19 protein-coding genes and 1 pseudogene are annotated in these 19879 nt (G+C 70.0%); 18 read left to right on the plus strand and 2 right to left on the minus strand.

Features of this window, described 5'->3' with window-relative positions:
* Window positions 1-144: 144 nt before the first annotated feature.
* Window positions 145-729: a hypothetical protein gene (locus tag DVH02_RS08050; protein ID WP_114623019.1), complete on the plus strand. Its 585-nt coding sequence runs from the start codon at window positions 145-147 to the stop codon at window positions 727-729.
* 4 nt (window positions 730-733) lie between these two features.
* On the opposite strand, the gene DVH02_RS08055 is transcribed toward DVH02_RS08050, so the two are convergent.
* A complete protein-coding gene (locus DVH02_RS08055; protein ID WP_114623050.1) occupies window positions 734-1054 on the minus strand; it encodes a ferredoxin in 321 nt (106 codons plus the stop codon).
* Window positions 1055-1308: 254 nt separating this feature from the next.
* Here DVH02_RS08055 and arc point away from each other — a divergent pair, with 254 nt between their 5' ends.
* The 6 genes and pseudogenes from arc to prcA all read left to right on the plus strand — a co-directional run bounded on the left by arc (window position 1309) and on the right by prcA (window position 7193).
* Window positions 1309-3075: a proteasome ATPase gene (gene arc, locus DVH02_RS08060; RefSeq protein WP_114623020.1), complete on the plus strand. Its 1767-nt coding sequence runs from the start codon at window positions 1309-1311 to the stop codon at window positions 3073-3075.
* Window positions 3076-3335: 260 nt separating this feature from the next.
* Window positions 3336-4847 carry a depupylase/deamidase Dop gene (gene dop, locus DVH02_RS08065; RefSeq protein WP_407697601.1) on the plus strand — a complete coding sequence of 504 codons (1512 nt, stop codon included), beginning with the start codon at window positions 3336-3338 and terminating at the stop codon, window positions 4845-4847.
* A gap of 142 nt (window positions 4848-4989) precedes the next feature.
* Entirely contained in the window at window positions 4990-5208 is a 219-nt protein-coding gene (locus tag DVH02_RS08070) for a ubiquitin-like protein Pup (protein WP_114623022.1), read from the plus strand.
* A gap of 125 nt (window positions 5209-5333) precedes the next feature.
* Window positions 5334-5521: pseudogene (locus DVH02_RS08075) on the plus strand (endonuclease domain-containing protein); the annotation flags it as partial.
* Window positions 5473-6318: a proteasome subunit beta gene (prcB, locus tag DVH02_RS08080; RefSeq protein WP_114623023.1), complete on the plus strand. Its 846-nt coding sequence runs from the start codon at window positions 5473-5475 to the stop codon at window positions 6316-6318. The pseudogene DVH02_RS08075 and the gene prcB, both read left to right, overlap by 49 nt.
* A gap of 41 nt (window positions 6319-6359) precedes the next feature.
* Window positions 6360-7193, plus strand: a complete 834-nt coding sequence (gene prcA / locus DVH02_RS08085; RefSeq protein WP_114623024.1) for a proteasome subunit alpha — start codon at window positions 6360-6362, stop codon at window positions 7191-7193.
* 79 nt (window positions 7194-7272) lie between these two features.
* Here prcA and DVH02_RS08090 read toward each other — a convergent pair whose 3' ends face one another.
* Complete coding sequence (locus DVH02_RS08090) at window positions 7273-8313, minus strand: LacI family DNA-binding transcriptional regulator (RefSeq protein ID WP_114623025.1); 1041 nt, start codon at window positions 8311-8313, stop codon at window positions 7273-7275.
* Between the two features lie 130 nt (window positions 8314-8443).
* Here DVH02_RS08090 and DVH02_RS08095 point away from each other — a divergent pair, with 130 nt between their 5' ends.
* The 11 genes from DVH02_RS08095 (at window position 8444) to DVH02_RS08145 (ending at window position 19872) form a co-directional block, all read left to right on the plus strand.
* Window positions 8444-9712 carry an MFS transporter gene (locus DVH02_RS08095; RefSeq protein WP_114623026.1) on the plus strand — a complete coding sequence of 423 codons (1269 nt, stop codon included), beginning with the start codon at window positions 8444-8446 and terminating at the stop codon, window positions 9710-9712.
* Window positions 9713-9721: 9 nt separating this feature from the next.
* Window positions 9722-11083, plus strand: coding sequence for a Pup--protein ligase (pafA, locus tag DVH02_RS08100; RefSeq protein ID WP_114623027.1), 1362 nt, complete (start codon window positions 9722-9724; stop codon window positions 11081-11083).
* A 118-nt stretch (window positions 11084-11201) separates the two neighbouring features.
* The gene (locus tag DVH02_RS08105) at window positions 11202-12134 is read left to right on the plus strand and encodes an FKBP-type peptidyl-prolyl cis-trans isomerase (protein ID WP_114623028.1); all 933 of its coding nucleotides are present in this window, start codon (window positions 11202-11204) and stop codon (window positions 12132-12134) included.
* A 42-nt stretch (window positions 12135-12176) separates the two neighbouring features.
* Window positions 12177-12548: an FKBP-type peptidyl-prolyl cis-trans isomerase gene (locus DVH02_RS08110; protein WP_114623029.1), complete on the plus strand. Its 372-nt coding sequence runs from the start codon at window positions 12177-12179 to the stop codon at window positions 12546-12548.
* Window positions 12549-12701: 153 nt separating this feature from the next.
* Window positions 12702-13658: a helix-turn-helix transcriptional regulator gene (locus DVH02_RS08115; protein WP_114623030.1), complete on the plus strand. Its 957-nt coding sequence runs from the start codon at window positions 12702-12704 to the stop codon at window positions 13656-13658.
* A gap of 17 nt (window positions 13659-13675) precedes the next feature.
* Entirely contained in the window at window positions 13676-14632 is a 957-nt protein-coding gene (locus DVH02_RS08120; protein WP_114623031.1) for a helix-turn-helix transcriptional regulator, read from the plus strand.
* Window positions 14633-14733: 101 nt separating this feature from the next.
* Window positions 14734-14994 carry a hypothetical protein gene (locus tag DVH02_RS08125; RefSeq protein ID WP_114623032.1) on the plus strand — a complete coding sequence of 87 codons (261 nt, stop codon included), beginning with the start codon at window positions 14734-14736 and terminating at the stop codon, window positions 14992-14994.
* Window positions 14995-15219: 225 nt separating this feature from the next.
* Window positions 15220-15417 (plus strand): hypothetical protein, encoded by a 198-nt coding sequence (locus tag DVH02_RS08130; protein ID WP_114623033.1) that lies wholly within the window; start codon window positions 15220-15222, stop codon window positions 15415-15417.
* Between the two features lie 219 nt (window positions 15418-15636).
* Window positions 15637-15924, plus strand: a complete 288-nt coding sequence (gene tatA / locus DVH02_RS08135) for a Sec-independent protein translocase subunit TatA (RefSeq protein WP_114623034.1) — start codon at window positions 15637-15639, stop codon at window positions 15922-15924.
* Between the two features lie 51 nt (window positions 15925-15975).
* Window positions 15976-16926, plus strand: coding sequence for a twin-arginine translocase subunit TatC (gene tatC / locus DVH02_RS08140; protein WP_114623035.1), 951 nt, complete (start codon window positions 15976-15978; stop codon window positions 16924-16926).
* Between the two features lie 117 nt (window positions 16927-17043).
* Window positions 17044-19872 carry a DEAD/DEAH box helicase gene (locus DVH02_RS08145; protein ID WP_114623051.1) on the plus strand — a complete coding sequence of 943 codons (2829 nt, stop codon included), beginning with the start codon at window positions 17044-17046 and terminating at the stop codon, window positions 19870-19872.
* Window positions 19873-19879: the final 7 nt, after the last annotated feature.

Here is a 19879-nt window from a genome sequence, read left to right on the forward strand (position 1 = left end):
GACGGCGGCGACGGTGTGTTGTCCCTACGCACGGTGGCTGTCGCGGACCCCCGTGTTCCGTCCCGCTGTGACGTGTGGCACGATGCTGTCTCCCCCCAGCCCCGATCAAACCCGTCGGCACCGCCTTCACAGGAGACGCCCCGCGTGCAGATCCCCGACGTTCCGGACCTCGCGCATGCCCGGCCCCGGCCGATCCACTGGCTCGCGACCGCCACGGCGATGGCGGGCGTCGTCGCCCTGACGACCCTGACGCAGCCCGGCGCCGCCACCGCCTCGCCGTCGGGCGACCACCAGGTACGGGCCGCAGGGCCCGGCCGGAGCGCGCCGGCCGCCCCCGATCCGGCGGAGGCGGACTTCCCGCTGGAGTGCGGGGGAGCGGGCACGGTCGTGACCAGGAAGGTGTACGGAGATCTCGACGGTGACGGCACCCCCGAGACGGTGGCCGTGGTCCGCTGCGAGGCCGGATCCGGCACCCCGCCCAGCGGCGTCTACGTACTGACGGGCGCGGGCGGCGAGCCCCGCGTCGTGGCCACGCTCGTGGACCCGGGGGAGAAGCGCAGCGTCGGCCCCGACTTCGCGATACGCGACGGAATCGTGCTGGCCACCCTGCTCGGCTACTCGGGTCCCGACGTACCGAGCTGCTGCCCCGACGAGGAGGAGCACGTCTCCTGGCGCTGGAAGAACGGCGCCTTCGTACGGGGCGAGCGCCCCGTCGCCCGAGGTGTGTGAACACTCACTCCGCGTCGGGTCCGTACACCTCGACCCGGTCCGTGACCCGGCGCACATGGATGCAGTCGCCGGGACACTCCTTGGCCGAATCCACCACGTCGCGCAGCAGCGGCAGCGGTACGCGGGTGGTCGCGCCGGGCGACTGGAGCAGCTCGTCCTCGGAGCTTTTCACATAGGCCAGCCCGTCGATGTCCAGCTCGAAGACGTCCGGGGCGTACTGGGCGCAGATCCCGTCGCCGGTGCAGAGGTCCTGGTCGATCCAGACCTCCAGCGGCTCACCGGTCTCGGTGACACCTTCGGTGGGAGCCTCCTGCTGCACGGTCATCTCTCCTGCCATCGGCTGCGCCGGGCGGCGCGCTTCGAGCAAGTCGCGTCGGCCCCGGCGGGTGTTGAACACCTCGACGATACAACCGGCCGCTTTCCGGTGCCGCTGGGTGGGTATTCCCTCCGCGTGAGGGAGAGGGCGCAAGGGTGAAGATCGGACACACCCCGACAGTCTTTGTGATCTAGGGGTTTCAATCATCACCCACCCAGGTAGGGTCAGGAAGCGTCCAGCTCCCCTTGGAGGAGGTGAGGACCGTGGCAGCCCACGACGACGACATCAACCGCGGCATCCGGCCCGCGCGGGGGTCCGAAGACCCGGCCGGCCAGGTTGCCTATCTAGAGCAGGAAATCGCCGTCCTGCGACGTAAGCTCGCCGACTCTCCGCGGCACACGAGAATTCTCGAAGAGCGGATCGTCGAGTTGCAGACGAATCTGGCGGGGGTGTCCGCGCAGAACGAGCGGCTCGCCAATACGCTGCGTGAGGCCCGTGACCAGATCGTGGCCCTCAAGGAAGAAGTCGACCGGCTCGCACAGCCGCCCGCCGGCTTCGGTGTCTTTCTGCACGCCAATGAGGACGGCACGGCCGACATTTTCACCGGGGGCCGCAAGCTCCGGGTGAATGTCAGCCCTGGCGTCGAGCTGGAAGAACTGCGGCGCGGCCAGGAAGTCATGCTCAACGAGGCGCTCAATGTGGTCGAGGCCATGGAATTCGAGCGCGCCGGGGACATCGTCACCCTCAAGGAGATCCTTGAGGACGGCGAGCGCGCCCTGGTGATCGGGCACACCGACGAGGAACGGGTGGTGCGGCTCGCGGAGCCCCTGCTGGACATCACCATCCGCCCCGGCGACGCCCTCCTGCTCGAACCCCGCTCCGGCTATGTCTACGAAGTGGTGCCCAAGAGCGAGGTCGAGGAGCTGGTCCTCGAAGAGGTGCCGGACGTCGACTACGAGAAGATCGGCGGTCTGGGCGGCCAGATCGAGATGATCCGCGACGCGGTCGAGCTTCCCTATCTCCACCCGGACCTGTTCAAGGAGCACGAGCTGCGTCCGCCGAAGGGCATCCTGCTCTACGGCCCGCCCGGCTGCGGCAAGACCCTGATCGCCAAGGCCGTGGCCAACTCGCTCGCCAAGAAGGTCGCCGAGGTGACCGGCCGGCCCGCGGGGAAGAGCTACTTCCTGAACATCAAGGGTCCCGAGCTGCTCAACAAGTACGTCGGTGAGACCGAGCGCCATATCCGGCTGGTCTTCCAGCGTGCCCGGGAGAAGGCCAGCGAGGGCACCCCCGTCATCGTCTTCTTCGACGAGATGGAATCCCTCTTCCGTACCCGCGGCTCCGGCGTCAGCTCGGACGTGGAGAACACCATCGTCCCGCAGCTGCTCGCCGAGATCGACGGGGTGGAGGGCCTGGAGAACGTCATCGTCATCGGCGCCTCCAACCGTGAGGACATGATCGACCCCGCCATCCTGCGGCCCGGCCGACTCGATGTGAAGATCAAGATCGAGCGTCCGGACGCGGAGGCCGCGAAGGACATCTTCGCGAAATACCTCACGCCCACGCTGCCGCTGCACGTGGACGACATCTCCGAGCACCGGGGCTCCAAGGAGGCCGCCGCTCACGGAATGATCCAGTCCGTGGTGGAGCAGATGTACGCGGAGTCCGAGGAGAACCGCTTCCTGGAGGTCACGTACGCCAATGGCGACAAGGAAGTCCTCTATTTCAAGGACTTCAACTCCGGCGCGATGATCCAGAACATTGTGGACCGGGCCAAGAAGATGGCCATCAAGGCATTCCTCGACCACAATCAGAAGGGTCTTCGGGTCTCCCACCTCCTCCAGGCTTGCGTGGACGAGTTCAAGGAGAACGAGGACCTGCCGAACACCACCAACCCCGACGACTGGGCCCGTATCTCCGGCAAGAAGGGCGAGCGGATCGTCTTCATCCGCACGCTGGTGACCGGAAAGCAGGGCGCGGACACCGGACGCTCCATCGACACGGTGGCCAACACGGGTCAGTACCTGTAGAGCGCGGACCGGCTGCGGATGTCCGGAAGGGCATCCGCAGCCGGTTGCTTTCCGACCGGCCACCACCCCCGCTACCCCCGCACCGTCCACCACACCAGGCCAATGACGGAAATGATCTCCCCTCCGGCGCGGCGGCGTTCTAGTCTCGTTCGTACTGCCGCGTCACGCGGGGCGGGACCGGGCACCGCACGCGCAGCTCGGACGCAGCGGTACTTGAGCGCCGCTCCCGGAGGGGAGCGCCGCCGGGCAAGGAGGGCCGCATGACCGTACGGCGAGTAATGGGCATCGAGACGGAGTACGGCATCTCCGTTCCGGGCCACCCGAACGCCAATGCCATGCTCACCTCGTCCCAGATCGTCAACGCCTACGCGGCGGCGATGCACCGGGCGCGGCGGGCCCGCTGGGACTTCGAGGAGGAGAACCCGCTGCGGGACGCCCGCGGCTTCGACCTCGCCCGCGAGACCGCCGACTCCAGCCAGCTCACCGACGAGGACATCGGTCTGGCCAATGTGATCCTCACGAACGGTGCCCGGCTCTACGTCGACCACGCCCATCCGGAGTACAGCTCCCCGGAGATCACCAATCCGCGCGACGCGGTCCTCTGGGACAAGGCCGGCGAGCGGATCATGGCCGAGGCCGCCGAGCGGGCCGCGCAGCTGCCCGGCGCCCAGCCGATCCATCTGTACAAGAACAACACCGACAACAAGGGCGCGTCCTACGGCACGCACGAGAACTATCTGATGAAGCGGGAGACCCCCTTCTCGGACATCGTGCGCCATCTGACGCCGTTCTTCGTCTCCCGGCAGGTGGTGACGGGCGCGGGCCGGGTCGGCATCGGCCAGGACGGTCACGAGCACGGCTTCCAGATCAGCCAGCGCGCGGACTACTTCGAGGTCGAGGTGGGGCTGGAGACGACGCTCAAGCGGCCCATCATCAACACCCGTGACGAGCCCCATTCGGACGCGGAGAAGTACCGCAGGCTGCACGTGATCATCGGTGACGCCAATCTGTCGGAGATCTCGACCTACCTCAAGCTCGGCACCACCGCGCTGGTGCTCTCGATGATCGAGGACGGCTTCATCAACGTCGACCTCGCCGTCGACCAGCCGGTGCGCAGCCTGCACCAGGTCTCGCACGACCCCACCCTCGGGCAGCTGATCACGCTCCGCAGCGGCCGGACACTCACCGCGGTCCAGCTCCAGATGGAGTACTACGAGCTGGCCAGGAAGTACGTCGAGGAGCGGTACGGGGTCGACGCCGACGAGCAGACCAAGGACGTCCTCGGCCGGTGGGAGGACACGCTCAACCGGCTGGAGAACGATCCGATGAGTCTGTCGGGCGAGCTGGACTGGATCACCAAGCGGGGGATCCTGGAGGGCTACCGCCGCCGCGACAGCGTGGACTGGGACGCGCCCCGGCTGCACCTCGTGGACCTCCAGTACGCCGACGTACGCCCCGAGAAGGGCCTCTACAACCGTCTGGTGGCCCGGGGCAGGATGCGGCGGCTGCTGGACGAGCGGGACGTCGAGCGCGCCAGGACCAGCCCGCCCGAGGACACCAGGGCCTATTTCCGGGGCCGCTGCCTGGAGCAGTACGCGGACGACGTGGCCGCCGCGTCCTGGGATTCGGTCATCTTCGACCTGCCGGGCCGCGACTCGCTCCAGCGGGTCCCCACCCTGGAGCCGCTGCGCGGTACCAGGAACCACGTCAAGGAGCTGCTGGACCGCTGCCGCACGGCCGAGGAGCTGGTCCGGACGCTCTCCGGCGGCTGAAATGGTTCCCCGCGGGGAATGATCGAGGTGGCCCCGGGACGTTGAGGACATCGAGGAACCACGGGGCCGATGTCCGACCCTCCTTGTAGGGTCGGATCTTGAAGGTCACATCGAGCGGGGCGAACCGAGCGGGGTGAGGGTTATGGCGGCCAAGGACACCGACGGCGGACAGCAGAAGGCGACGCGTTCCACCGAGCAGACCGAGGAGCAGGCGCAGGAGGCGCAGGCGTCCGAGGACCTCAAGGAGCGCCAGGAGAAGTTGTCGGACGACGTGGACTCCGTTCTGGACGAGATCGACGACGTGCTGGAGGAGAACGCCGAGGACTTCGTGCGCTCCTTCGTCCAGAAGGGTGGACAGTAGTCCACGGATGTGAACGGCGGGGGGTGAAGGCGGCCTCCCCGCCGCGGCGGGCGCGGTGCGACGGCCCCCGCGGCGGGGCGCGTCGCACCCGCGCGCGGGGCACGCGTCCCCGTCGCGGGACCGGTCCCGCGGTTCAGGTGGATCACCGCCACGGGACGGGTAGGGTCCGTGGCGTAATGTGCTTCAACTGCAATTCGGCCATCGGCACGTTGGGAGACGATCCCTCACCGCGCGTCGGGCCGTCGCATACCTGGAGGGAAACGCGTGGAAGCCAACACTCGTAGCACCGGGCGTCTACCAGCTGCCTTCCTGACGCCCGGCTCGTCCTCGTTCATGGACTTCCTGTCCCACCACTCGCCCGACCTGCTGCCCGGCAATCGGTCGCTGCCGCCCCTGCAGGGAGCGATCGAGGCGCCGCACGGCACCACGATCGTCGCGGTGACCTTCCCCGGCGGCGTGGTCCTCGCGGGCGACCGCCGCGCGACGATGGGCAACATGATCGCGCAGCGCGACATCGAGAAGGTCTTCCCGGCCGACGAGTACTCGGCCGTGGGCATCGCGGGCACCGCGGGACTCGCCGTGGAGATGGTCAAGCTCTTCCAGCTGGAGCTGGAGCACTTCGAGAAGGTCGAAGGGGTGCAGCTCTCCCTGGAGGGCAAGGCCAACCGGCTCTCCACGATGATCCGTTCCAACCTGGCCATGGCCATGCAGGGCCTGGCCGTCGTCCCGATCTTCGCCGGCTGGGACGTGGACCGCGAGCGGGGCCGCATCTTCTCGTACGACGTGACGGGCGGCCGCTCCGAGGAGACGGGCTTCGCCTCCACCGGGTCCGGCTCGATCTTCGCCCGGGGCGCCATGAAGAAGCTCTACCACGACGATCTGACGGAGCAGCAGGCCACCACCCTGGTCATCCAGGCCCTGTACGACGCGGCGGACGACGACTCCGCGACGGGCGGCCCCGATGTGGCCCGCCGGATCTACCCCATCGTCACGGTCATCACGGACGAGGGCTTCCGGCGGCTGACCGACGACGAGTCCTCCGAGATCGCCCGCGCGATCCTGGAGCGCCGGCTGACCCAGCCCGACGGCCCGCGCGCCGCGCTGCTCTGATGAACCAGAACCTGCCATTGACAGAAAGGGACGGATAGCCGGTGTCGACGCCGTTCTATGTCTCACCCCAGCAGGCCATGGCCGACCGGGCGGAGTACGCCCGCAAGGGCATCGCCCGCGGTCGCAGCCTGGTCGTGCTCCAGTACGCCGACGGCATCGTCTTCGTCGGCGAGAACCCCTCCCGCGCGCTGCACAAGTTCAGCGAGATCTACGACCGGATCGGCTTCGCCGCGGCCGGCAAGTACAACGAGTACGAGAACCTGCGCATCGGCGGTGTCCGCTACGCCGACCTGCGCGGATACACCTACGACCGTGACGATGTGACGGCTCGTGGCCTGGCCAACGTCTACGCGCAGACGCTGGGCACGATCTTCTCCAGCTCGGGGGAGAAGCCGTACGAGGTCGAGCTGGTCGTCGCCGAGGTCGGCGACACCGTGGACGGCGACCAGATCTACCGGCTGCCGCACGACGGCTCGATCGTCGACGAGCACGGCTCGGTCGCCGTCGGCGGCAGTTCGGAGCAGATCAGCACCTACCTCGACCAGCGTCACCGGGACGGGATGTCGCTCGCCGAGGCGCTGAAGCTGGCCGTCCAGGCGCTGTCCAGGGACACCAACGGCGGCGAGCGGGAGATCCCCGCCGAGCGGCTCGAAGTGGCGGTCCTGGACCGTACGCGGCCCCAGCAGCGCAAGTTCAAGCGGATCGTCGGCCGTCAGCTCTCCCGGCTGCTGGAGGCGGACGGCGCGGCCTCCACCCCGACGGACGCGCCCTCGGACACCGAGGAGCCGGACGGCGGGGCGGCCACCGCGACGGACGACACGCCGGGGGAGACCGGCAAGCCGGACGCCGACGCCTCGGGCGACAGCAAGGAATAACGCTCCGCCCCGTCCGCCGGGACCGCCGCGCGGCGGTCCCGGCGCACAGGGCGGGCGGACGGCGGGCCCCGTCCGGCTCTCAGCGACGCTGGTCCGCCTCGGCCGGCGGCGGCGCCGTCGAACCGCGGACGACCAGGGAGACCGGCAGGTCGCCCGTCTCCGGCCGCTGCCCGTCCAGGACCCGCAGCAGCGCCGCCATGCCGCGCCTGCCCACCTGCTCGGAGGGCAGCCGCACCGTCGTCAGCTCCGGTTCCACCGCCGTGGCCAGCGCCAGATCGTCGAAGCCGGTGACGGAGACGTCCTCCGGCACCCGCAGCCCCAGGCGCCGCAGCGCCTTGCAGGCACCCGCGGCGAGGATGTCGCCGTCGCAGACCACGGCGGTGGGACGCGGGCCCGGCGCGCCGAGGGTGCTCTCCACGGCCGCTCGGGCGGCGTCCACCTCCAGCGGGGCGCGTGCGCTCCGTACGACCGTGCCGGGGACCCCGCGTACCGCCCGCGCCAGCGCGTCGGACCTGACGTCGAAGGTCCAGGAGTCGACGGCGGACGCGAGGTGGAGCAGCCGCCGGTGGCCGAGGCCGAGCAGATGCTCCGTCACCTGCCGTATGCCGTCGGCGATGTCGAGGTTCACCCGGGCGGCGGCGCCGGGGGCCGCCGGATCGCTGTCCAGCATCACCAGGGGCAGATCCGCGCCGTCCGTCCCGCGGATCGCGTCGAGCGCCCCGGTGGCCATGGAGGAGGCGATCACCCCGTCCAGCGCCGCCCGCGCCGAGGCGAACGGGTCCCTGGCGGGCCCCACCCCGGCGGGCGAGGGGTAGAGCACCACGCCGAAGTCGTGCTCGGCGGCCACCTCGGCCGCGCCCGTGTAGACGCGCGCGAAGAACTCGTTGGTGAGCGCGGGCACCACCAGCAGCGCCGTCCTGGTCGTGCCGAGCCGCAGATTGCGCGCGGCGATGTTGGGCCGGTAGCCGAGCGCCCGCGCCGCCTCGCGCACCAGGGCGGCGGTCCGCTCCGAGACCCGGCCGGGCGACTTCCCGCCGAGCACGAGCGAGACGGTGGCCTGGGACACGCCCGCGGCCCGCGCCACGTCCCTGCTGGTGGGCCTGGCGGACTGCTCTGTCATCGCTGTCGTTCTCCATGGTGCGGCGGGAATCGCGGTGGACCCGCGCGCTGCCGTCATGGTACGTATGACGCCGACGTTATACGTAAAACCTTGGGCCCGCGAGGGCGAGGGACGAGGGGGGAACGGCACTATGGCCGGCGGAACCACGGGATACGCGGACATCCTCAAGGCGCCGTACGCCGCGAGGCTGCTGACCGGCACGCTGGTGGGACGGCTGCCGAACGCCACGGCGCCGATCGCCATCGTCCTGCTCGTCCGGGCGGGCGGCGGCAGCTACAGCCTCGCCGGGGCGCTCGCGGCCGTCTACGGCATCGGCACGGCGATCGGACAGCCCCTGCTCGGCCGGGTCGTCGACCTCCACGGCCAGCTCCGGGTGCAGCTGCCCGCCGCCGTGGGCTCCGCCGCGGGGGCGGTGCTGCTCGTCGTCGCCGGAACGGACTCCCCCCTGCTCGCCTACGCGGCCGTCGCCGTCGCCGGTGTCTTCACACCGCCGCTGGAGGGCGGGCTGCGGGCGCTGTGGCCCAGCGTCCTCGGCGGCGAGGACCGGGTCCACCGGGCGTACGCCATGGACGCGGTGGCCCAGGAAGTGATGTTCACGGTCGGCCCGCTCCTCGTCACCCTGCTCGTCTCGCTCTGGTCCCCGGCCGCGGCCCTGCTCGCCATCAACGCCCTCGGCCTGCTCGGCGCGCTCTCCGTCGTCGTCTCGGAGCCCTCCCGCCGCTGGCGCTCCGCGCCCCGCGAGGCGCACTGGCTCGGCGCCCTGCGCTCACCCGGACTCCTCGCCCTCCTCGGCGCGTTCCTCTTCATCGGACTGGCCCTCGGCTCGATCACCGTCGCGGGCGTGGCGTACGCCGACGACCAGGGCCGCGAGTCCGTCTACGGCTGGCTGATGGCGGCCCTGGGCCTGGGCGCTCTGGTGGGCGGGCTGGGGTACGGCGCCAGACAGTGGAGCGACGCCCCCGAACGCCGGCTGCGGGCCATCGTCGCGCTGCTGGCCCTGTGCTACCTGCCCCTGACACTCACCCCCGGCGTCCTCGCGATGACCGCGCTGTGCGCTCTCGCCGGTGTCTTCCTGGCGCCCGCCATCGCCTGCGCCTTCGTCGTCGTCGACCGGCACGCCCCGCACGGCACCGTCACCGAGGCGTTCTCCTGGCTCGTGACCACCGTCGGCGTCGGCTCCGCGCTGGGCACCGCCGTCGCGGGACCCGCCGTCGAGATCGGCGGAACGGCGGCGAGCTTCGCCGTCGCGGGGGTCGGCGGGATCGCCGCGCTGCTCGTTCTGCTGACCACCCAGCGGGCCCTCGCGGCCCCCGCCCGTCCGGCCGATGCCACCATCCGGACGGAAAATGATCCAAGCGGTGCGGCCGAACCCGGTTTCAGCTCAGGTCATCAGGCGTAATGTTCAGACATGGACCGCCGCATTTTCGGGCTGGAGAACGAGTACGGCGTCACGTGCACGTTCAGGGGACAGCGCCGACTGTCACCTGACGAAGTGGCGCGCTACCTCTTCCGCCGTGTTGTGTCATGGGGCCGCAGCAGCAATGTCTTCCTGCGGAACGGCGCCCGTCTCTACCTCGACGTGGGTTCGCATCCGGAATACGCGACTCCCGAATGCGACAACGTGACCGAACTGGTCACGCACGACAAAGCGGGCGAGCGCATTCTCGAAGGACTGCTCGTCGACGCCGAACGCCGCCTGCACGAGGAGGGAATCGCGGGCGACGTCTATCTCTTCAAGAACAACACCGACTCGGCGGGAAACTCCTACGGCTGCCACGAGAACTATCTCGTCGCCCGCCACGGGGAGTTCTCCCGGCTCGCGGACATCCTCATCCCCTTCCTCGTCACCCGGCAGCTCATCTGCGGTGCCGGCAAAGTCCTCCAGACCCCCCGGGGAGCGGTCTACTGCGCCAGCCAGCGTGCCGAGCACATCTGGGAAGGCGTCAGCTCCGCCACCACCCGCTCCCGTCCCATCATCAACACCCGGGACGAACCGCACGCCGACGCCGAGCGCTACCGGCGTCTGCACGTCATCGTCGGCGACTCGAACATGTCCGAGACGACCATGCTGCTCAAGGTCGGCGCCACCGATCTCGTACTGCGCATGATCGAGGCGGGCACGGTGATGCGCGATCTGACCCTGGAGAACCCCATCCGGGCGATCCGCGAGGTCAGCCACGACCTCACCGGTCAGCGCAAGGTCCGGCTGGCGAGCGGCCGGGAGGCGTCCGCCCTGGAGATCCAGCGCGAGTACTTCGAAAAGGCCGTGGATTTCGTGGAGCGCCGCGGAATCCGCACCGGCACCGTCGAACAGGTCCTGGAGCTGTGGGGCCGCACGCTCGACGCGATCGAGGCGGAAGACCTCGACCGTATCTCCACCGAGATCGACTGGGTCATGAAATACCAGCTCATCGAGCGGTACCGGGCCAAGCACAACATGACCATGTCGCATCCGAGGGTCGCTCAGATAGACCTCGCCTACCACGACATCCACCGCCGTCGCGGCCTCTATTACCTCTTGGAGAAGAGGGGGCAGGCGGCCCGGATCTGCAATGACATGAAGATCTTCGAGGGCAAGTCGGTGCCCCCGCAGACCACCAGGGCCCGGCTGCGCGGCGATTTCATCCGCCGGGCCCAGGAACAGCGCAGGGACTTCACCGTCGACTGGGTGCACCTGAAGCTCAATGACCAGGCGCAGCGCACGGTGCTCTGCAAAGACCCGTTCCGGTCCGTGGACGAACGGGTGGAAAAGCTCATCGCCGGTATGTGAGCCGCAATGTGACACCCATGGGGAAAAGGCGGCCACGGGCCCCGCGCATATCGCGTGCGGGGCCCGAGGCACGCCTTAGAGTGGGCGCCTACTGTGCCGTCTGAGATCTGAGGAACACGTGCGCCGACTTGCCGGCCTCATCGTTGTCCCCGTGCTGCTGCTGAGTGCGGCGTGCGGCAGCGACGGAGGCTCCGACTCCACCCCGTCCAAGAACGGCCTCCCCGCCATCAGCGCGGGCGCCAAGTTCGGAGAGAAGCCGACCCTCGACAAGGGGGAGGGCACACCGCCGAAGGAGCTGAAGGTCGATGTCCTGAGCCAGGGCGACGGCGCGAAGGTCACCAAGGGCGACGCGATCCAGGTCAACTATCTGGGCCAGAGCTGGGACTCGACCAAGCCGTTCGACAACAGCTTCGACCGCAAGCAGCCGTTCGACCTGACCCTCGGCGCCGGCATGGTCATCAAGGGCTGGGACCAGGGTCTCGAAGGCCAGAAGGTGGGCAGCCGCGTCGAGCTGGGCATCCCGCCGGACCTGGGCTACGGGGCGCAGGGCCAGGGCGACATCAAGCCGAACTCCACCCTCGTCTTCGTGGTCGACATCCTGAAGTCCACCCAGGTGCCGAAGTCCGCCAAGGGCACCGTCGTGCCGCAGGACGACAAGGCGCTGCCGGTGGTCGGGACCAACGACGACGGCAAGGAGCCGAAGGTCACCATCCCGAAGACCGATCCGCCCAAGAAGCTGGTCTCCGACTACGTGCTGGAGAGCAAGGGCGAGGCCGTCAAGGAGTCGGACACCGTGGTACTGAACTACGCGGCGTACCTCTGGAAGGGCGCCAAGCAGTTCGACTCCACGTACAAGACCGGTCGTACGACGACCTTCCCGCTGCCGCAGCTCACCCTCAAGGGCCTCAAGTCGGGGATCGTGGGCAAGAAGGTCGGCAGCAGGATCCTGGTCGTGATCCCGCCCGACCAGGCGTTCGGCAACCAGGAGCAGCAGGGCATCCCGAAGAACTCCACTCTGGTGTTCGCCGTGGACATCCTGGCGAAGGTGTAAGACTGTCCCGGTTGCCCGTTCATCATTTTGAGGAGCAGTTCAGTGAGCATCGAGAAGCCCGAGGTCGACTTCCCGGGTGGCGAGCCGCCGGCCGATCTCCAGATCAGGGACATCTGGGAGGGTGAAGGACCGGTCGCCCAGGCAGGCGCCAACGTCAAGGTCCACTACGTCGGTGTGGCCTTCTCCACCGGTGAGGAATTCGACGCCTCCTGGAACCGCGGCGCGCCGCTCCCCTTCACCCTCGGTGCCGGTCAGGTCATCGCGGGCTGGGACAAGGGCGTGCAGGGCATGAAGGTCGGCGGCCGGCGCGAGCTGATCATCCCCGCGCACCTCGGCTACGGCGACCGCGGTGCCGGCAGGGCCATCGCGCCCGGCGAGACGCTGATCTTCGTCTGCGACCTGGTCTCCGTCTGAGCCGCGCCGCGGGAAGCCGCGGGTACCCGAGGGCCCGTGCCGTCCGGCGCGGGCCCTCCGCCGTGCCCGGCCCCCTCGGCTTTCGCGGCGACAGCCCGGAGCGGTACGGTCAGCGGGCGCAAGCGGCACGATCAAAAGGGGTGCGAGACGTCGATGGCCATTGCCAAGGCCGAGCGACTGATGAATCTGGCGCTGTGTCTCCTCGGGACCAGGCGCCCGCTCAGCAAGCGTGAGTTGCGGGGCTCCATTGAGGCGTATCTCGAAGCAGGCAACGACGACTCGTTCAACCGGATGTTCGAGCGCGACAAAGAGGATCTGCGCGAGCTGGGCCTGGTCATCGAGACGGTGGAGAGCCTGGACGGCGACGCGGGCTATCTGGCCCGCCGCGACAGCAATCGGCTCCCCGCGATCACCCTCGACGCCGAGGAAGCCGCCGCCCTGGGGCTGGCGGCCAAGGTCTGGCAGCAGGCCCGGCTGGCGGGCGCGGCGAGCGGAGCGTTGCAGAAGCTGCGGGCCGCGGGCATGCCGGAGGCGCAGGACGCCTACGCGGCGCAGCACGGCGCGCTGGAGCCCCGTATCCCCGTCCACGAGGCGGCCTTCGAGCCGCTGATGCTCGCCTGCCGCGACCGGCGGCCCGTCGTCTTCGACTACCGCAAGGCCAACGCCGCCACGGCCGAACAGCGCCAGGTGGAGCCCTGGACGCTGGAGTGCTGGCGCGGGCACTGGTATCTGGCGGGCTGGGACCGCGACCGGGGCGCCGAGCGGGTCTTCCGGCTCTCCCGGATCACCGGCCGGGTCCGCTCCCGCTCCGGGGCCTTCGGCGCGCCCGTACCCGATGTGGTCACGGTCAGGGAGACCGTGGAGAGCTGGGCGGGCGAGACCGCGACGCGCACCGCCGTGATCAGACTGCGCGCCGGGAGCGGCTACCCGCTGCGCGCGCGGGCGCTCTCGTCGCGGGAGCTGGGAGACGGCTGGGACGAGCTGGAGATCCCCTACGGCCATGGACTCGACGCCTGGCTGGTGGAGTTCGGCCCGGATGTGCTCGTACTGGAACCCGCTGATCTGCGGGCCGATGTCCTGGACCGGCTGCGCGCCGTGGCCCTGGGCTGAGGGGGACTCGGACAACCATGGCAGCCAACGCCATCGACCAGACCCGGCGGATGCTCTCGCTGGTGACCTATCTGCGCGAGCGACCCGGCGCGCACGTCAGCGATGTCGCCCGCGCCTTCGGGATCAGCGAGGACGAGCTGATCTCCGACCTCGACGTCCTGCCCATGTGCGGGACGAGCTTCCGGGGCGGGGACCTGCTGGACATCGACACCGACGGCGACCGCATCTGGTGGCACAACCCGGACGATGTCGCCGAGCCGCTGCGGCTGGCCGCCGACGAGGCCACGGCGCTGCTCGTCGCGGCCCGTGCCGTCGCCACCCTGCCGGGGCTGCGCGAGGGCGACCGGGAGGCGCTGCTGCGGGCCACCGCCAAACTGGAGACGGCGGCGGGCGAGGCGGCCGGTGCCAGCTCCCGGCTCTCGGTGATCTTCGAGTCCGAGGGCGGGGTGTTCGCCGAGGTCGACCGCGCGATCTCCGAGCGCCGTCGGCTGTGGCTGCGCTACTACTCGCCGGCGCGCGACGAGCTGACGGAGCGCGAGGTGGACCCGATCCGGCTGTTCGCCGTCGGGCACACCTATATGGAGGCGTGGTGCCGGCTCTCCGAGGCCCGGCGTACGTTCCGGCTGGACCGGGTGGCCGAGATCAAGCTGCTGGACGCCCCGGCCGCACCCCCCGAGCTGGAGCTGCGGGATCTGTCGGAGGGGCTGGTCCAGCCGTCCGCGGAGGACCCCGAGGTGGTGATCGAGGTGGGGCCCGGCGGCCGCTGGGTGGCCGAGTACTACCCGCACGACAGCGCGGTCGAGCTGCCCGACGGCGGGCTGCGGATCACGCTGCGCACCCCCGAGCCCGCCTCGCTGGGCCGGCTCGCGCTGCGGCTCGGCGGGGACGGCCGGATCGTCTCCCCGCCGGAGGTGGCCGAAAGCGCGCGGCGGGCGGCGGCGGAGGCTCTCGCCGCGTACGACGCCCGGCCCTGACCGGCGGCCTTCGCACGACGGCCACGCACCCGCACGGCCCACCCGCACGGCGCACACCCGCATGACGCACCACGCACGAGGACGAGGGAGAACCAGGAACAATGTCGGCGACTTCTGGGCTGTCGGGGCTCTCGACGGTGATCCCGGTCCTCTTCAAGGCCGCCTGTCCCGAGTGCCGCGCCGCCTTCGAGCTGTCGGCGGGCGCGCTGAGACTGGCGATCGGGGCCAGCCACAGCACCACCTTCTACTCCTTCACCTGCCCCGAATGCGAGGCGGCCGTCCGCAAGCCCGCGGGGGAGCGGATCATAGAGCTGCTCACCGGCGGCGGGGTGCGCACGCTGCGCCTGCACTCCACCACCTAGGGCCTCTCGTTTGGATCATGCCGGGCTCGCGAGCCCTGGCACCGCGCCTCGCCGCGTTGTCGTCACTCGCCTACGCTCCGCGTGGGCTCCCTCCTCCGCCTTGCGATCCACGGCACCAGACCCCGCTCCCTCATCCGGCCTGATCCAAACGAAAGACCCCAGCCGCCCCCGGTGCGCCACCCCGAGGGGGCGCATCCCCTCCGTAGAACGGTCGAGGTTCTGTCCATGTTCTGGCCCATGCTCGCCATCGCCCTGGGTTTCTGCGGGATCGCCGTGCTCGGGGTGCTGGCCGTCCGTGTCGCCCTCGAAGCCCGGCGGCTGGGCCGGCAGGTCGCCGCGACCGCGGAGCGGATCGATCGGGCGGCCGAGGACCTGGAGCGGGCGGCCACCCGGCTGGCCGCCACCGGGGACGCGCTCCGATAGTTTTCGTACCGGTACGCCCCCTCCTGCGCACCGTTCCCAGCGGGTACGCTGCTGAGCGGGCCCGGCGGATTCGGGCCGGGGGACGGATATCGAAGTACGCACGGGGATTGCCCTTCGTTCACCCCCGCACGTTACGATCGCCAGGAGCATCCTGGCCAGACGTACGTTCGGCGGTACCGGCAGCCCTCCACCAGCCGCCCAGTGAGAAGGAAGTCGTCAATGATCGGCAATCTCAAGCCCCTAGAGCTTCTTCTGATCATCGGCATCATCGTTCTGTTGTTCGGTGCCAAGAAGCTCCCCGACATGGCGCGTTCCCTCGGCAAGTCGGCCCGCATCCTCAAGAGCGAGGCCAAGGCCATGAAGAAGGACGACGAGCCGGCCCCGACCGCCGCCGAGCCCGCCGACGCCGCGCCGCCGCAGGCCGCCGCGCGCACGATCCAGGCCGCGCCCGGCGATGTCACCAGCGCCCGTCCGGTCGCCGACCAGAACCGCACGACGCAGAGCTGACGCGACCACCGACCAGATCGACGTTTGCCGGAACGAGACGAGGGACGCGGGTTGCGCAAGTCTGCCCCGAAGCAGGAGAGAGACACCGAGGGGCGCATGCCTCTCACGGAGCACCTGCGTGAGCTGCGGAACCGCCTGCTGAAGTCGGTTCTGGCCATTCTCGTCGCGATCATCATCGCGATGTTCTTCCAGGCGCGGATCTTCAAGTTCCTGATGGATCCGATCCTCACGTCGGTCGGCTGCGCGAACGGCGCCACGACCATGGTGAACGGCAAGCCGTGCGCCGACATGGTCACCAGCGGTCTGATGTCCCCCTTCACCATCGCGCTCAAGGTGTCGCTGATGGCGGGGGTGCTGGCCGCCACACCGGTCTGGCTCTACCAGCTGTGGGCGTTCGTCGCCCCGGGGCTGCACAACAAGGAGAAGCGCTACGCGCTCGGCTTCGTCGCGCTCGGCGTCCCGCTCTTCCTCGGCGGCGCCACCCTGGCCTACACGATCCTGCCGGAGACGGCATCGATCATGCTCAGCTTCACCCCCGAGGACGCCAAGAACCTGCTGCCGCTCGATGACTATCTCGACCTCATCACGCGCATGGTCATCGTCTTCGGCCTCGCCTTCGAACTCCCGCTCCTGCTGATCCTGCTCAACCTGACCCGGGTGCTCAGCGGCAAGCGGATGCTCGGCTGGTGGCGCGGCATGGTCGTCGGCCTGACGATCTTCGCGGCCGTCGCCACCCCTGGCGGCGACCCCATCTCGATGCTGGTGCTCGCCGCCCCGCTGGCCGTCCTCTACTTCATGGCGTGCGGGTTCTCGCTGATCAACGACCGCCGACGGGACCTGGGCAACCCGGACCGCGATCTCGACGACGACGAGGCTTCGGACCTCGACCTGACGCCCGAGCCGGTCGAACAGGTCGCCTCGGGACCCTCCCGGCCCGCCCTGCCCGGCCAGTCCGACGGCGGCCGTACGGAGCGGCTGAACGGCTACGACGACGTCACCTGACGCCACGGTCACCGCGACACCGAGACCTCTGGGGCCCGCCGGAACGAACCGGCGGGCCCCAACCGCGAGGAAAGATCGGGCTGACTGTCAGAGGTGGCGGGTAGGCTCGAACGCAAGATGACAGAGGACCTCTCCCCAGCCGAGCGCTACGCCGCTGCCCTGATCCGCGCCGCCGATCAGGCCACGGCGCTCGCGCCGTTCCGTGAGATGTACGACTTCGCCCTCGACCCGTTCCAGATCGAGGCATGCCAGGCCCTGGAGTCCGGCAAGGGCGTGCTCGTCGCCGCGCCCACCGGCTCCGGCAAGACGATCGTCGGCGAGTTCGCCGTGCACCTGGCCCTGGCCGAGGGCCGCAAGTGTTTCTACACCACCCCCATCAAGGCGCTCTCCAACCAGAAGTACACCGATCTGGCCAAGCGCTACGGCGCGGACAAGGTCGGTCTGCTCACCGGTGACAACAGCGTCAACGCGGACGCGCCGGTGGTCGTCATGACCACCGAGGTCCTGCGGAACATGCTCTACGCCTCCTCTCAGTCGCTCCTGGGGCTCGGCTACGTGGTGATGGACGAGGTGCACTACCTCTCCGACCGCTTCCGGGGCGCCGTCTGGGAAGAGGTGATCATCCATCTCCCCGAGTCCGTGACGCTGGTCTCGCTCTCGGCGACCGTCTCCAACGCCGAGGAGTTCGGCGACTGGCTGGACACGGTCAGGGGCGACACCGAAGTGATCGTCTCCGAGCACCGGCCCGTACCGCTGTGGCAGCACGTGATGGCCGGACGGCGGATGTACGACCTGTTCGAGGAGGAGACCGACCACGGGGGGCGGGGCGTCGCCAAGCGCGAGGTCAGCCCGGATCTCGTCCGGCTCGCCCGCATGGAGAACCAGCGCACGTACAACCCGCGCGAGCGCCGACGCGGCAAGATGGTCCGCGAGGCGGACCGCGAGCGCGAGCGGCGCCAGCGCGGCCGGATCTGGACCCCCTCCAGGGCCGAGGTCATCGACCGACTCGACACCGAGGGGCTGCTCCCGGCGATCACCTTCATCTTCAGCCGGGCCGGCTGCGAGGCCGCCGTCCAGCAGTGCCTGCACGCCGGGCTGCGGCTCAACAACGAGGACGCCCGCCACCGGGTCCGCGAGATCGTGGAGGAGCGCACCGCCTCCATCCCCGGCGAGGACCTCCATGTCCTCGGCTACTACGAGTGGCTGGAGGGCCTGGAGCGGGGCATCGCCGCGCACCACGCCGGGATGCTGCCGACCTTCAAGGAGGTCGTGGAGGAGCTGTTCGTCCGGGGCCTGGTGAAGGCGGTCTTCGCCACCGAGACGCTGGCGCTGGGCATCAACATGCCGGCCAGGTCGGTGGTGCTGGAGAAGCTCGTCAAGTGGAACGGTGAGCAGCACGCCGACATCACCCCCGGCGAGTACACGCAGCTCACCGGCCGGGCGGGCCGCCGCGGCATCGACGTGGAGGGCCACGCCGTGGTGCTCTGGCAGCGCGGCATGGACCCCGGCGCGCTGGCCGGACTCGCCGGGACCCGGACGTATCCGCTGCGCTCCAGCTTCCGGCCCTCGTACAACATGGCCGTCAATCTCGTACAGCAGTTCGGCAGTCATCGTTCGCGGGAGCTGCTGGAGACCTCCTTCGCGCAGTTCCAGGCCGACAAGTCGGTCGTCGGGATCTCCCGGCAGGTCCAGCGCAACGAGGAGGGCCTCGACGGCTACCGCGAGGGCATGACCTGTCATCTCGGCGACTTCGAGGAGTACGCGCGGCTGCGCCGCGATCTCAAGGACCGCGAGACGGAGCTGGCCAAGCAGGGCGCGACCCAGCGCAGGGCGGCGGCCGCCTCGTCGCTGGAGAAGCTCAAGCCGGGCGATGTCATCCACGTGCCGACCGGAAAGTTCGCCGGTCTCGCGCTGGTGCTCGACCCCGGGCTGCCGGCCGGGCGGGCCAACGGACACCGCGGCTTCGAGTACCAGGAGGGCCCGCGTCCGCTGGTGCTGACCGCCGAGCGCCAGGTCAAGCGGCTGGCCTCGATGGACTTCCCGGTCCCGGTGGAGACGCTGGAGCGGATGCGGATCCCCAAGTCGTTCAACCCGCGCTCGCCGCAGTCCCGGCGCGATCTGGCCTCCGCGCTGCGCACCAAGGCCGGTCACATCGTGCCCGAGCGGCACCGCAAGCAGCGGGCCGCGGCGGCGGACGACCGGGAGATCGCCCGGCTCCGCACCGAGCTGCGCGCCCACCCCTGCCACGGCTGCGACGAGCGGGAGGACCACGCCCGCTGGGCCGAGCGCTACCACCGGCTGCAGCGCGACACCCGGCAGCTGGAGCGCCGTATCGAGGGCCGGACGAACACGATCGCCCGCACCTTCGACCGGATCGTCGCCCTCCTCACCGAGCTGGACTATCTCCGGGGCGACGAGGTGACCCGGCACGGCAAGCGGCTGGCCCGGCTCTACGGCGAGCTGGATCTGCTGGCCAGCGAGTGTCTGCGCGAGGGCGTGTGGGAGGGGCTCTCCCCGGCCGAGCTGGCGGCCTGTGTCTCGGCGCTGGTGTACGAGGCGCGGCAGGCCGACGACGCGGTGGCGCCGAAGGTGCCCTCGGGCGCGGTGGCGAAGGCGCTGGGCGAGATGGTCCGTATCTGGGGCCGGCTCGACGCCCTGGAAGAGGATCTGAAGATCAGTCAGACCGAGGGCGTCGGACAGCGCGAGCCCGATGTCGGCTTCGCCTGGCCGGTCCACATGTGGGCCTCCGGCAAGGGCCTGGACGAGGTGCTGCGCGAGGCCGAGATGCCCGCGGGCGACTTCGTGCGCTGGTGCAAGCAGGTCATCGACGTGCTCGGCCAGATCGCCGCCGCGGCGCCCCGTGAGAACAGCACGGTCGCGAAGAACGCGCGCAAGGCGGTCGACGAGGTGCTGCGCGGCGTGGTGGCCTACAGCTCGGTCGGCTGAGCACGAC

It is taken from the genome of Streptomyces corynorhini, assembly GCF_003346515.1.
Classification (GTDB): Bacteria; Actinomycetota; Actinomycetes; order Streptomycetales; family Streptomycetaceae; genus Streptomyces; species Streptomyces corynorhini.